Annotated in this window: 13 protein-coding genes; 7 read left to right on the top strand and 6 right to left on the bottom strand. The window is 73.3% G+C overall.

Going from position 1 to position 11665, the window contains the following annotated elements; translation table 11 throughout:
* The first annotated feature begins 295 nt into the window (after positions 1 to 295).
* The 3 genes from ACF1BE_RS01680 (at position 296) to ACF1BE_RS01670 (ending at position 2838) form a co-directional block, all read left to right on the top strand.
* Complete coding sequence (locus ACF1BE_RS01680) at positions 296 to 1303, top strand: small ribosomal subunit Rsm22 family protein (protein ID WP_392196978.1); 1008 nt, start codon at positions 296 to 298, stop codon at positions 1301 to 1303.
* A gap of 31 nt (positions 1304 to 1334) precedes the next feature.
* Complete coding sequence (locus ACF1BE_RS01675; protein ID WP_392196977.1) at positions 1335 to 1949, top strand: TetR/AcrR family transcriptional regulator; 615 nt, start codon at positions 1335 to 1337, stop codon at positions 1947 to 1949.
* A gap of 151 nt (positions 1950 to 2100) precedes the next feature.
* Positions 2101 to 2838: a bifunctional DNA primase/polymerase gene (locus ACF1BE_RS01670; protein WP_392196976.1), complete on the top strand. Its 738-nt coding sequence runs from the start codon at positions 2101 to 2103 to the stop codon at positions 2836 to 2838.
* A 27-nt stretch (positions 2839 to 2865) separates the two neighbouring features.
* On the opposite strand, the gene ACF1BE_RS01665 is transcribed toward ACF1BE_RS01670, so the two are convergent.
* Genes ACF1BE_RS01665 through efeO form a run of 4 tightly spaced genes read right to left on the bottom strand, consistent with a single transcriptional unit; the run spans position 2866 to position 7116 of the window.
* A complete protein-coding gene (locus ACF1BE_RS01665; protein WP_392196975.1) occupies positions 2866 to 3858 on the bottom strand; it encodes a hypothetical protein in 993 nt (330 codons plus the stop codon).
* Positions 3818 to 4690: an iron uptake transporter permease EfeU gene (gene efeU, locus ACF1BE_RS01660; RefSeq protein ID WP_392196974.1), complete on the bottom strand. Its 873-nt coding sequence runs from the start codon at positions 4688 to 4690 to the stop codon at positions 3818 to 3820. Before efeU ends, ACF1BE_RS01665 begins: the two co-directional genes overlap by 41 nt.
* A 3-nt stretch (positions 4691 to 4693) precedes the next feature.
* Positions 4694 to 5953, bottom strand: coding sequence for an iron uptake transporter deferrochelatase/peroxidase subunit (efeB, locus tag ACF1BE_RS01655; RefSeq protein WP_392196973.1), 1260 nt, complete (start codon positions 5951 to 5953; stop codon positions 4694 to 4696).
* Positions 5954 to 5970: 17 nt separating this feature from the next.
* Positions 5971 to 7116, bottom strand: a complete 1146-nt coding sequence (gene efeO / locus ACF1BE_RS01650) for an iron uptake system protein EfeO (RefSeq protein WP_392196972.1) — start codon at positions 7114 to 7116, stop codon at positions 5971 to 5973.
* Between the two features lie 134 nt (positions 7117 to 7250).
* On the opposite strand from efeO, the gene ACF1BE_RS01645 reads away from it, so the two are divergent.
* The gene (locus ACF1BE_RS01645; RefSeq protein ID WP_392196971.1) at positions 7251 to 7898 is read left to right on the top strand and encodes a PhzF family phenazine biosynthesis protein; all 648 of its coding nucleotides are present in this window, start codon (positions 7251 to 7253) and stop codon (positions 7896 to 7898) included.
* 46 nt (positions 7899 to 7944) lie between these two features.
* Here the strand turns inward: ACF1BE_RS01645 and map are convergent, their stop codons facing one another.
* A complete protein-coding gene (gene map, locus ACF1BE_RS01640) occupies positions 7945 to 8802 on the bottom strand; it encodes a type I methionyl aminopeptidase (protein ID WP_392196970.1) in 858 nt (285 codons plus the stop codon).
* A 58-nt stretch (positions 8803 to 8860) separates the two neighbouring features.
* On the opposite strand from map, the gene ACF1BE_RS01635 reads away from it, so the two are divergent.
* Positions 8861 to 9094, top strand: coding sequence for a hypothetical protein (locus tag ACF1BE_RS01635; protein ID WP_392196969.1), 234 nt, complete (start codon positions 8861 to 8863; stop codon positions 9092 to 9094).
* Between the two features lie 36 nt (positions 9095 to 9130).
* On the opposite strand, the gene ACF1BE_RS01630 is transcribed toward ACF1BE_RS01635, so the two are convergent.
* The gene (locus tag ACF1BE_RS01630; protein WP_392196968.1) at positions 9131 to 9733 is read right to left on the bottom strand and encodes a hypothetical protein; all 603 of its coding nucleotides are present in this window, start codon (positions 9731 to 9733) and stop codon (positions 9131 to 9133) included.
* Positions 9734 to 9841: 108 nt separating this feature from the next.
* On the opposite strand from ACF1BE_RS01630, the gene ACF1BE_RS01625 reads away from it, so the two are divergent.
* Together ACF1BE_RS01625 and npdG are read left to right on the top strand one after the other, a co-directional pair.
* The gene (locus tag ACF1BE_RS01625; RefSeq protein WP_392196967.1) at positions 9842 to 10915 is read left to right on the top strand and encodes an exo-alpha-sialidase; all 1074 of its coding nucleotides are present in this window, start codon (positions 9842 to 9844) and stop codon (positions 10913 to 10915) included.
* A 37-nt stretch (positions 10916 to 10952) separates the two neighbouring features.
* Positions 10953 to 11657, top strand: a complete 705-nt coding sequence (gene npdG / locus ACF1BE_RS01620; protein WP_392196966.1) for an NADPH-dependent F420 reductase — start codon at positions 10953 to 10955, stop codon at positions 11655 to 11657.
* Positions 11658 to 11665 lie beyond the last annotated feature (8 nt).

The following is an 11665-nucleotide window of genomic DNA, read 5'->3' as shown; positions in this document are numbered from 1 at the left end:
CCCGCCGCCCGCCGCCTACGGCACCGGCACGGCAGGGCCTCGCGCACCAGCCCGGCCTGCCGGCCGCGACACCGGCCTGGCAGGGCTTCGCCCCTGCCCTCGCCGACGACCCGCGCCCACCGCGCACGCCTCCTGCCCGCGCCCACAATCCGGGCCCCCCGCCCGCGCCCACGATCCGGGCCCACCGCGCACGCCCCCCGCCCGTGCCCACTCTCACGCCCTCGCCCTCCCGCCCCACCCTCACTCCCACCGCCCTCCCGCCCCACCCTCACCCCCGGCCTCGTACAATCGGCAGGTGAACCACCCCGTATCCCCGTCCCCGGCCGAGACTCTGCGTGAGGCTCTCGGTGGGCTGCTGGCCGGGTTGCCGCCCTCGCGGGTCGCCGGAGCCGTGGAACGGCTGATCGCCAGTTACCGCGGAGACACCCCCACCCACGCACCGATCCTCCGCGAGCGCGCCGACGTCGCTGCGTACGCCGCCTACCGGATGCCGGCCACCTTCGAGGCGGTCCGCTCGGCGCTGGCGGCGTTCGCCGACGCCGTGCCCGGCTGGGTGCCCGCCGGGCACGTGGACGTCGGCGGCGGCACCGGCGCCGCGACCTGGGCGGTCACCGCCACCTGGGACGGCACCCGCCCGGTGACCGTGCTGGACTGGGCGGAGCCCGCGCTCGCCCTCGGCCGGGAGCTGGCCGCCGCGAACCCGGCACTGGGGGACGCCCGCTGGCAGCGCGCCCGGATCGGCGCCGACCTCGCCCTGGACGACACCGACCTGGTCACGGTGTCGTACGTCCTGAACGAACTCGCCGCGGCCGACCGGGCCGCCCTCGTCGACGCCGCCGCGCGCGCCGCGCAGGCCGTCGTGATCGTCGAGGCGGGCACCCCGGCCGGCTACGAGCGGGTCATCGAGGCCCGCGACCGGCTCATCGGGGCAGGTTTCCGCGTCGCCGCGCCGTGCCCGCACAGCGCGGCCTGCCCGATCGCGCCCGGCACCGACTGGTGCCACTTCTCCGCCCGGGTCGGCCGTTCCTCCCTGCACCGCCAGGTGAAGGGCGGCTCGCTGGCGTACGAGGACGAGAAGTTCGCCTACGTCGCCGCCACCCGGCTGCCCGCCGGACCGGCCCCCGCCCGCGTGGTCCGGCGCCCGCAGATCCGCAAGGGCCAGGTGCTGCTCGACCTGTGCGAGGCCGACGAGCGGCTGCGCCGTACGACGGTGACCAAACGCCACGGCGACCTGTACCGGGCGGCCCGGGACGCCGACTGGGGCGATGCGTGGCCGCCGGACGGCCACGGCTCCGTGTCGTAGTACGCCGCCGCCCCTTGTTACTTTCGGTCCCATGGTCGACAAGTCCGCCCCCGACGCCGCCCGCCGCAGCGAGAAGTCCCGCCGGGCGATCCATGCCGCCGCCCTCGCCCTGGTGGGGGAGGTCGGCTATCCGAGGACCACCGTCGAGGCGATCGCGGCCCGCGCAGGCGTCGGCAAGCAGACCATCTACCGGTGGTGGCCGTCCAAGGCCGACGTCCTGCTGGAGGCGTTCCTGGACCTCACCGGGCAGGCGGCCCACGAGGCGGGGCAGCAGTCGTACGCGATCCCCGACACCGGTGACCTGGCAGCCGACCTCAGGGCGGTGCTCCGGGCCACGGTGGACGAGCTGCTCGACCCGCGCTTCGAGGCGCCGTCGCGCGCACTGGCCGCGGAGGGCCTGGTCAACGAGGAGCTCGGCCGCCGGTTCGTGACGAAGCTCCTCGAACCCCAGCTCCAGCTGTACGCGGACCGGCTGCGCTCGGCGCGGGACGCCGGGGCGGTGCGGCCCGACATCGATCCGCGGATCGCCCTGGAGCTGTTCGTCTCGCCGCTGGCGCAGCGCTGGCTCCAGCGGACCGGGCCGCTCTCGTACGCGTACACGGACACGCTGGTCGAGTACGCGCTGCACGGCATCGCAGCCCGCTGAGCCCCGGCGCCGGCCCCGGCCGGGCCGGTGTTCCGGGAGCTGTGAGGGTTGTCTCGCCCGGTTGGGGCGGAACCGTCCCCCGGGCCCCCGGGGCGGAGGGAAGATAGGGCGATAAGGCATGCTGTCCGCACACAGCGAGGCGAGGGGACAGATGAGCGCGACGTTCGGCGGCCGGACCGGTCTCCAGGGCAAACTCTCCCGGTGGCTGCCGGGGCGCCGCCCGAAGCGAGCCGCGTCCGGTGACGACGGCCGGGAGGCCCTGCTGCTCGCCGCCGCCGGGGCGGGCCTGCCGCTGGCCCCGGCCGCGCACCCCGCCCCCGGATACCGCTGTTCCTGCGACCGCGTCGGCTGTCCCACCCCGGCCCGGCACCCGGTGTCGTTCGCCTGGCAGACCCAGTCCACCACCGAGCGCGGCCAGATCGAGCGCTGGGCCCGGCACCAGCCGCAGGCCAACTTCATCACCGCCACCGGCATGGTGCACGACGTCCTCGACGTGCCGCTGGAGGCCGGCCGCGAGGCCATGGAGCGGCTGCTCGGTGCCGGCGTCGAGGTCGGCCCGGTCGCCGAGAGCGACGACGGCCGCATGCTGTTCTTCACGCTCACCCGCGGCACCCCCGAGGACGAGGACGAGTGGTGGCCCTGCGAGCTGGACTGCCATCCCGAGACCATGGACGAGCACCCGGGCCTGCGCTGGCACTGCCGTGGCTCCTACGTCCTCGTGCCGCCCGCCCGGCTTCCCGGTGACGACCGCCGGGTGCGCTGGGTACGGGGCCCGGAGCAGCCGCTGCCCGACCCGCTGACCCTGCTGGAGGCGCTCACCGACGCGTGCGCCCGGTACGCGGCCGAGGAGCCCGCCCACCCGGCCGCGGCCTGGCCCCCGCGCCACTGACACCGCCGGCCGCGTCCGGCGCCGGCCTCACGAACCCTGTCCGGCCGTCAGGCCCTGGACGCGTCCCAGGATCCGTACCGGGCCGCGGGCGGGCGGGTCCAGCGCGGCCTCGTCGGCCATCGACTCCAGCGTCAGGGACTGTTTCACGTCGCCCTTGACGAGGGCCCGGACGTCCTTGTTGGGGATCGGCACGGTCGCGCCCGGGTAGGCGGTCTGCTTCTCGAAGTGGTGCGTGGTGAAGAACACCAGCGCCCCGCCGTCCGCCGTGCGCAGCGCGAGCGGCGCGTAGTCGCCGTGGGTGAGCGGCTCGTCGATGAACTGGCGGACCAGGCCGGGTTTCTCGGCCGCCTTCTTGCGGTCCGCGCGCAGCACGCTGGTGTCGCGGCCGTCCGCGAACGCCTTGCCGCCGTTCTTGAGGTAGGAGGTGTACGACGTGCTCAACGCGTCCGGCCGGACGGCAAGTTCGGTGGAATCGGCCGGTACGGCCTCGGCCCAGCCGTCCTTGTCCGTCCGGAACTTCGGCACGGCACCGGGCGCCATGAGCGTCAGGTACGCCACCTGCCACCGCTCGCCCTGGCCGTGGCGGGTGAACACCAGCACCCAGCGGACGTCACCGCCCTTGTTGCTCCTGGCGTCGGCGACGAACCAGCGCGGCCAGCCGGCCTTCTTCGGGATCGTGTACGTGACGTCCGTCAGCGCCAGCGGGGCGTGACGGACGTTCCCGGTGGGGCTGTTGGTGTGCCCGGCCTTCAGCCGGGCGGAGTCGATGTCGGCGACGGCGCCGGTGACGTAGGGCGCGTCCAGGGAGCTGTCGTAGGCCTTGTCGGCCTTGTTGTACGCGTCGGTGAACGCGGTCAGCGCCCTGGCGGCCTCGGCGCGGGTGGCGGCCGGGAGCACCACGCGTTCCCCGTGCACCACCACACAGCCGCTCGCCGTCACCGACATAGCGGTCAGCGAGGCCGCTATGAGTGCGTTCCGGTCACGCCTGCGAAGCCGTCGACGGCTGCGTTCCCTGGTCATCCGGCTGCTTCACCTTCCCCTTTCCGGAGGCGAACCCTACCGGGGAGAGGAACAGTGCGAGCACCGGGACCAGGTACAGCGCCCACACCGTGACCTGGACGACGGTCGGGTCCGGCTGGAAGTTGAACACGCCCTTCAGCAGGGTGCCGTACCAGCTGTCCGGCGGGATGGTGCCGCTGATGTCGAAGGCCAGGTGGGTCAGGCCCGGGACCCAGTCGGCCTCCTGGAGGTCGTGGAAGCCGTACGCCAGCACGCCCGCCGCGACGACGACGAGCATGCCGCCGGTCCAGGTGAAGAACTTCGCCAGGTTGATCTTCAGGGCGCCGCGGTAGAACAGCCAGCCGAGGAGGACGGCCGTGGCGAGGCCGAGGGCGACGCCGGCCAGCGGGCGCGGGGTGCCGTCGGAGGCCGCGTGCACCGACGCCCACACGAACAGCGCGGTCTCCAGGCCCTCCCGGCCGACCGCGAGGAACGCGGTGGCGACGAGCGCGCCCGTGCCGAGGGCGAGGGCCGCGTCCAGCTTGCCGTGCAGCTCCGACCTGAGGTGCCGGGCGGTGCGCCGCATCCAGAACACCATCCAGGTCACCAGGCCCACGGCGACGATCGACAGGGAGCCGCCGAGCGCCTCCTGCGCCTGGAAGGTCAGCTCCTGGGAGCCGAACTCCAGGGCGCAGCCGAAGCCCATGGCGATGGCGATCGCGATGCCGATACCGATCCAGATGGGCTTCAGGGCGTCCCTGCGGCCGGTCTTGACCAGGTAGGCGATCAGGATGCAGACGACGAGCGACGCCTCCAGTCCCTCGCGCAGGCCGATCAGGTAGTTGGAGAACACGGGCTACGCCTCCTTCGAGAACAGCGTGCGGCCCCACCAGTCGCCGGAGTCCCGGACGCCGGGGGGCACCGCGAAGACCGCCGAACCCACGTGCTGGATGTACTCGTTGAGCGCGTCGTGCGCCGACAGCTTGCGCTGGAGCGGGATGAAGCCCTTGCGTACGTCCCGCTGGTAGGCCAGGAAGAACAGGCCCGCGTCGAGCCGGCCGAGGCCGTCGGTGCCGTCGGTGAAGGAGTAGCCCCGGCGCAGGATGGTGGCCCCGTTGTTGGAGTCGGGGTGGGCGAGCCGCACGTGCGCGTCCGGTTTCATCGCCTTCAGGAACGGCTCGTCGTGCTCGTGGGCCTTGCCGACGGGGGCGCCCTCGCGCTTGTCCCGGCCGAACACGTCCTCCTGCTCCTGCAGGGAGGTGCGGTCCCAGGTCTCGATGTTCATGCGGATGCGCCGGGCGACCAGGTAGGAGCCGCCGGTCATCCAGTCCGTCCGCGCGTCGCCGTCGCCGTCGCCGACCCACACGAACTTCTTCAGCCGGTCGGTCTCGGTGCCCGCGATGTTGCGGGTGCCGTCCTTGAAGCCCATCAGGTTGCGGGGGGTCTGCGCGCCCGGGGTGGTCGAGGAGGTCTTGCCGAAGCCCAGCTGCGACCAGCGGATGGCGACCTTGCCGAAGCCGATGCGGGCGAGGTTGCGGATCGCGTGCACGGCGACCTGCGGGTCGTCGGCGCAGGCCTGGACGCACAGGTCGCCGCCGGTGCGGGACCTGTCCAGGTTGTCGCCGGGGAACGCGGGCAGGTCGACCAGGGCCTCGGGCCGCCTGTCCTTCAGACCGAACCGGTCGAAGAGGGAGGGCCCGAACCCGATGGTCAGTGTCAGCCGGGACGGCTTGAGCCCGAGTGCCTCGCCGGTGTCGTCCGGCGGGGCCTCGGCGAGCCCGCCGTAGGCGCCCTCGCCGACCGCGCTGCCCGCGGTCATCCGCCGGGCCGCCGCCGTCCAGTCCTTCAGCATCTGCACGAACGCGTCGCGGTCGTCGGTCTTCACGTCGAACGCGGCGAAGTGCAGCCGGTCCTGCACCGGTGTGGCGATGCCGGCCTGGTGGGCGCCGTGGAACTCCACCGCGCCGCCGGTCTCGGCGGCCACCGGGTCCACGTCGTCGCCCGCCCTGGTCATCGCCACCGTGCCGCCGGCCGCCGCGGCCCCGAGCGCGAGCCCGGCCCCGCCCCAGCCGATCAGCGCGCGACGGGACGGAGTGCTTCCCTGGGTCTCGGTCATCGCCCTGCCCCCTCTGCTTACTTCACGACCGCGGCGGCGAGCTTGGACAGCGGCTCGGCGAGCGCGTTGACCGCGTCCGACAGCTCCTTGCGGCGGTCCTTGCCGACCTTGTCGTAGGAGATGAAGTCGTACCCCGCCTTGTCGGCCGGATCTGCGCGGTAGGTGTCCAGCAGTGCGTCCAGGGTCGTGAACTGCTTGTCCAGTTCCCGGGTCAGCGCCGGGTCGTTGTGCGCGGCGACGGGCTTCAGGAGCTCGTACGCCTTCTGGGCGCCCTCGACGTTGCCCTTGAAGTCGACGAGGTCGGTGTGCGCGTAGCGGTCCTCCTCGCCGGTGACCTTGCCGGTGGCGACCTCGTCGAGCAGTTCCTTGGCGCCGTTGGCCATGGACGTCGGGGTGATCTCGGCCTTGCCGACCCGGGCCTGCCAGTCCTTGAGGTCCTTCACCAGCTGGTCGGCGAGGGCCTTCTCCTCGGCGCCGATCTTCTTGTCGTGCCAGAGGGCCTTCTCCAGCCGGTGCCAGCCGGTCCACTTCTGGCCGTCCTCCAGGCCGTCCTCGCGGACGTCGACCTTCGGGTCGATGTCACCGAAGGACTCGGCGACCGGCTCGGTGCGCTCCCAGCCGAGGCGGGAGAGGGCGTAGGCCTTCTTCGCGGCGTCCAGGTCGCCGGCCTTGACCGCCTTCGCGAACGTCTCGGTAAGCGGCAGCGTCTCGTCGGCCTGGTCCTGGGCGTACCGGCGGTACTCGGCGACCGCCGTGTCGAGCTTCGGGTTCCGCTTGGCGCTGCCGCCGTCGCCGGTGACGGTGAGCTTCTGCCGGACGCCGTGGCCCTTCATGCCGGGCCGGCAGGCGACCTCGTACGATCCGGCCTTCACCTCGGCGGTGAGCGTGTACCGGGTGCCCGGCCCGATGTTCTCCTTCTCGGAGACGATGCGGTCGTCCGGGAAGAGGATCTCGACCTCGGTCGCCTTGGAGCCCTTGTTCTCGATCTTCAGCGTCACCTGGCCGGCCGGCACGGACTTGGTGGAGGTCTCGCACGTGGAGTCTGCGGCCGTGACCCGGACGGCGTCGCCGTCCTTGGCGTCACTCTTCGCGGTGCAGGCCGAGAGGGCGGTCAGAGCGGCCGCGGTGGCGGCGGCGGTGACGGTCAGTCGGACGGCTCGCATGCAGGCTCCCAGCGGATCTGATTGGTGAGGCTGCCCTAACTTACATGAGGCTTACCTCACTCATAACCGTGCGGGTCGTGATTCAGCTCTCATCGGAAGATCGGCCGGGACGGATGCGGTGATTCAATTCTCCGGTGACTGCATACGACGTACTCCGGGTCTTCTGCGGGCCGTACGGCGGGTACGGCAAGGAACTGGGCGTCGTCCGCGACGGCTCGCGGATGCCGGAGCGCGACGAGCGGCAGGACTTCGCCGCCAAGCTCGGCTTCCGCACGACCGTGTTCGTGGACGATCCCGAGCGCGGAGTGATCGACCTCTACACCCCCGCCCTGCGCCCGTGCTTCGCCGTGCACGCCTGCGTCGGCACGGCCTGGCTGCTCGACGTGCCGGAACTGGTCACGCCCGCCGGAGCCGTCGGGGCCCGGCTGGACGGCGAGTTCAGCTGGATCGAGGCCCGCGCCGAGTGGGCGCCGCCGCACACCCTGCGCCGGTACGCCGGCGCCGCCGAGGTGGACGCGCTCGACGCGTCCGCACCGGCCGGGGCGGGGCTCTACGCCTGGGCCTGGGAGGACGAGGCGGCCGGCCGGGTGCGCGCCAGGGCCTTGCCGGGCGGGGCGGAGCGCGCCGGGGAGGACGAGGCGACGGGCGCCGCCGCGCTGCTGCTCACCGACCGGCTGGGCCGCGCCCTGAACATCGCCCAGGGTGCGGGCTCCCAGATCCTCACCGCCCCGCAGCCGCACGGCTGGACGGAGATCGGCGGCCGGGTGCACCTCGAGCGCTGACACGTGCGCGCGTCCGCGCCCCCCGTACGGGTGGATCCGCGTGGCGTCACGGCAGGGTCAGGATGTCCGCGCCGGTCTCCGTCACCACCAGCGTGTGCTCGAACTGCGCAGTCCGCCTGCGGTCCTTGGTCACGACCGTCCAGCCGTCGTCCCACATGTCGTACTCGTGGGTCCCGAGCGTCAGCATCGGCTCGATCGTGAAGGTCATCCCGGGCCGCATCACCGTCGTCGCGTGCGGGCTGTCGTAGTGCGGGACGATCAGGCCGGAGTGGAACGAGGAGTTGATGCCGTGCCCGGTGAAGTCCCGGACGACGCCGTAGCCGAAGCGCTTGGCGTACGACTCGATGACGCGGCCGATGATGTTGATCTGCCGGCCGGGCCTGACGGCCTTGATGGCACGGTCCAGGGCCTCCCGGGTGCGCTCCACCAGCAGCCGTGACTCCTCGTCCACGTCGCCGACCAGGTAGGTGGCGTTGTTGTCGCCGTGCACCCCGCCGATGTACGCGGTCACGTCCAGGTTGACGATGTCGCCGTCCCTGAGGACCGTCGAGTCCGGGATGCCGTGACAGATGACCTCGTTGACCGAGGTGCACAGCGACTTGGGGAAACCGCGGTAGCCGAGCGTGGACGGGTAGGCGCCGTGGTCGCACATGTACTCGTGGGCGACCTTGTCGAGCCGGTCCGTGGTGACCCCGGGCGCGATGATCTTCGCGGCCTCCGCCATCGCCCGCGCGGCGATCCGGCCGGCGGTCCGCATGGCCTCGACGGTCTCCGGCGTCTGCACCTCCGGCCCCGTGTACGGCGCCGGCGCCGGCTTGCCGACGTACTCGGGGCGGCGGATGTTTCCGGGGACCGGACGGACGGGGGACAGCTCCCCTGGTACGAGCAGCGACTGGCCAGACATACCGGCGAGTCTATCCAGCGGACATGGGGGAACATGACGGTGGCGAGAGGAGCTGTCGATGGCCCTGTTCAAGAAGCGCACCGCCGGCAAGCCGGGCGAGTGGTACTACTGCCTGGAGCACCAGAAGGTCGAGGAGGGCCCGGACTGCCCGGGCAAGGACCGCTTCGGGCCCTACGCCTCCGCCCAGGAGGCCGGGCACGCGATGGAGGCCGCCCGCGAGCGCAACCTCCAGTGGGAGAACGACCCGCGCTGGCACGACACGCCGGCGGGCCCGGACACCCGGGACGACTGACCCGGCCCGTACCCGGCCGGCCAGGCCCGGCCGGGGTCACCAGGGAGCCGGCGGGGGCGCCGTCAGCGCTTCCGCCAGTCTCGACAGACGGTCCCGGAGGTGACGCCGGGCCCGCGGGCAGTCCCCGGCCGGGTTCTCCCCGGCCGCCGCGCTGACCAGGTGCTGCACGCTGTCCAGGTCCAGCTCCGCCCCCTCGGGCACGGCCAGCGTGTCATGCGCCATCGCGGCCAGCTCGCCCCCGCCCGCGCCCAGCGCCAGCACCGTCACCCCGGCCCGCCGGGCGTCGTGCACCCGCTCCAGCAGCGGCGCGGGCTCCTCGGGGGCCACGACCAGCAGGGTGTCGCCGCGCCGCGCCGCCGCGATCCGGCCCGGCCCGACGGCCAGGTGCGCGGGATCGCCGGGGCGCACACGATGCCGTACGAGCGTGGGAGCCAGCTCCGGCGTGCCCGACCACGCGGCCTCGTCCACCAGATGCGCGGCCAGATGCCACGGCTCGTACGCCGGCGTGCCCACCAGCAGCAGGCCGCCCCCGTGCGTCACCACCGACCCGCGCAGCACCCCCGCGAATCTGCGGGTGGCGCCCAGCCACTCGGTTCCGGCGAGCACTTCCCGCAGCAACGCGACCCGTACGGCGTCCATGCGACCGCATCCTGCCGGAAGCGGCCGTTCGTGACGTGGAGTTCACCCGGAATTCGCCCGACCGGGGAAGGGGACGGGCCCGTGTCCGTCAGAAGCGAGGAGCCGTCCATGACCGACGCGACCGTCCCCTTCCGCGCGGGCCACGACGGGTACGCCGCCTTCCGCATCCCGGCCGTGGTCGCCACCGGGGCCGGCACCCTGCTCGCGTTCTGCGAGGGCCGGGCCGACTCCCCGGCCGACCACGGGCACATCGACATCGTGCTGAAGCGGTCCACGGACGGCGGCCGGACCTGGGGGCCGCTCACCGTCGCGGCCGGCAACGGCAGGAACCTGGCAGGCAACCCCGCACCCGTCGTGCTCGACACCGGCCGGATCCTGCTCGTGCACGTCCGCGCCGCGGCCTGGGCCACCGAGGCCGCCATCCTGCGCGGCCAGGTCAAGGACGCCGACGGGCGCCGCGTGTGGGTACGGCACAGCGACGACGACGGCCTCACCTGGTCCGCGCCGACGGAGATCACCGCGCGGGTGAGGAAGCCCGGCTGGCGCTGGTACGCCACCACCCCCGGGCACGCCCTCCAGCTGAGCGGTGGGCGCGTCCTCGTCCCCGCCAACCACACCCTGCCGCCCACCGGCACCGACACCGGCGCCGAGGCCCGGTACAACAGCGGGCACTGCCTGCTCAGCGACGACCGCGGCGCGAGCTGGTACCTCGGCTACGTGGACGAGAACACCGACGGCTACGTCAACGTCAACGAGACCACCGCCGCCGAACTGCCCGACGGCCGTGTCTACCTCAACACCCGCAACGACTCGCCCTCGCCCGGCAACCGCGCCGACGCCCACTCCAGGGACGGCGGCCGGACCCTCGTGAAGCCCTTCCGCCCGCAGGCCGGGCTGAGCGCACCGGTCTGCGAGGCCTCCGTCCTCCAGCTCCGCGACCCCGACCTGCTCCTCTTCTCCGGCCCGGCCGACCCGGCCGCCCGCGCCCTGATGACGATCCGCGCCTCCACCGACGGCGGCACCACCTGGCGCACGGCGTTCACCGTCGACGGGCTGCCCGCTGCCTACTCCGACCTGGTCCGCGTCGACCGGCACACGGTCGGGCTCCTGTACGAGACCGGCGACTTCGGCGCCTACGAGACGATCACCTTCCGCCGGGTGCCCGTGCAGCGGCTGACCTGAGCCGCTGCGGGCCCGGTGGCGGACGTAGAGTCGGGCCATGACCTCTACCGACAGCGCACAGAAGGCCCCCGTCAAGGACCCCTGGGACCTGCCCGACGTCTCCGGGTACGTCGTCGGCGTGCTCGGCGGCACCGGCCCGCAGGGCAAGGGCCTCGCCCACCGGCTCGCCCGGGCCGGCCAGAAGGTGATCATCGGCTCCCGGTCCGCCGAGCGCGCCCGGGCCGCCGCCGCGGAACTCGGCGACGGCGTCGAGGGCGCGGACAACGCCGAGACCGCGCGCCGCAGCGACATCGTGATCGTGGCCGTACCGTGGGACGGCCACGGCGACACGCTCAAGGCCCTGCGCCAGGAACTGGCCGGCAAGCTCGTCGTGGACTGCGTCAACCCGCTCGGCTTCGACAAGAAGGGCGCCTACGCCCTCAAGCCCGAGGAGGGCAGCGCCGCCGAGCAGGCCGCCGCCCTGCTGCCGGACTCCCGGGTCACCGCCGCCTTCCACCACCTCTCGGCCGTCCTGCTCCAGGACCCCGAGGTCGAGCGGATCGACACCGACGTGATGGTGCTCGGCGAGGAGCGCGCCGACGTGGAGATCGTGCAGGCGCTGGCCGGACGCATCCCCGGCATGCGCGGCGTCTTCGCCGGCCGGCTGCGAGGCGCCCACCAGGTCGAGTCGCTCGTCGCGAACCTGATCTCCGTCAACCGCCGGTACAAGGCGCACGCCGGGCTCCGCGTCACCGACGTGTGAGACCGGGC

Origin of the sequence: Streptomyces sp. NPDC014991, assembly GCF_043080665.1 — a bacterium.
Taxonomy (GTDB): Bacteria; Actinomycetota; Actinomycetes; order Streptomycetales; family Streptomycetaceae; genus Streptomyces.
Note: the sequence above shows the minus strand (reverse complement) of the source record. Positions and strands in the feature narration are given on the sequence as shown.

Excerpts from the sequence above, each read along its gene's own strand:
- ACF1BE_RS01670 (WP_392196976.1), top strand. The coding sequence starts at position 2,101 with ATGAGCGCGACGTTCGGCGGCCGGACCGGTCTCCAGGGCAAACTCTCC.
- efeO (WP_392196972.1), bottom strand. The coding sequence starts at position 7,116 with ATGCGAGCCGTCCGACTGACCGTCACCGCCGCCGCCACCGCGGCCGCT.
- ACF1BE_RS01635 (WP_392196969.1), top strand. The coding sequence starts at position 8,861 with ATGGCCCTGTTCAAGAAGCGCACCGCCGGCAAGCCGGGCGAGTGGTAC.
- npdG (WP_392196966.1), top strand. The coding sequence starts at position 10,953 with ATGACCTCTACCGACAGCGCACAGAAGGCCCCCGTCAAGGACCCCTGG.
- ACF1BE_RS01625 (WP_392196967.1), top strand. The coding sequence starts at position 9,842 with ATGACCGACGCGACCGTCCCCTTCCGCGCGGGCCACGACGGGTACGCC.
- efeB (WP_392196973.1), bottom strand. The coding sequence starts at position 5,953 with ATGACCGAGACCCAGGGAAGCACTCCGTCCCGTCGCGCGCTGATCGGC.
- ACF1BE_RS01675 (WP_392196977.1), top strand. The coding sequence starts at position 1,335 with ATGGTCGACAAGTCCGCCCCCGACGCCGCCCGCCGCAGCGAGAAGTCC.
- ACF1BE_RS01630 (WP_392196968.1), bottom strand. The coding sequence starts at position 9,733 with ATGGACGCCGTACGGGTCGCGTTGCTGCGGGAAGTGCTCGCCGGAACC.
- map (WP_392196970.1), bottom strand. The coding sequence starts at position 8,802 with ATGTCTGGCCAGTCGCTGCTCGTACCAGGGGAGCTGTCCCCCGTCCGT.
- ACF1BE_RS01665 (WP_392196975.1), bottom strand. The coding sequence starts at position 3,858 with ATGACCAGGGAACGCAGCCGTCGACGGCTTCGCAGGCGTGACCGGAAC.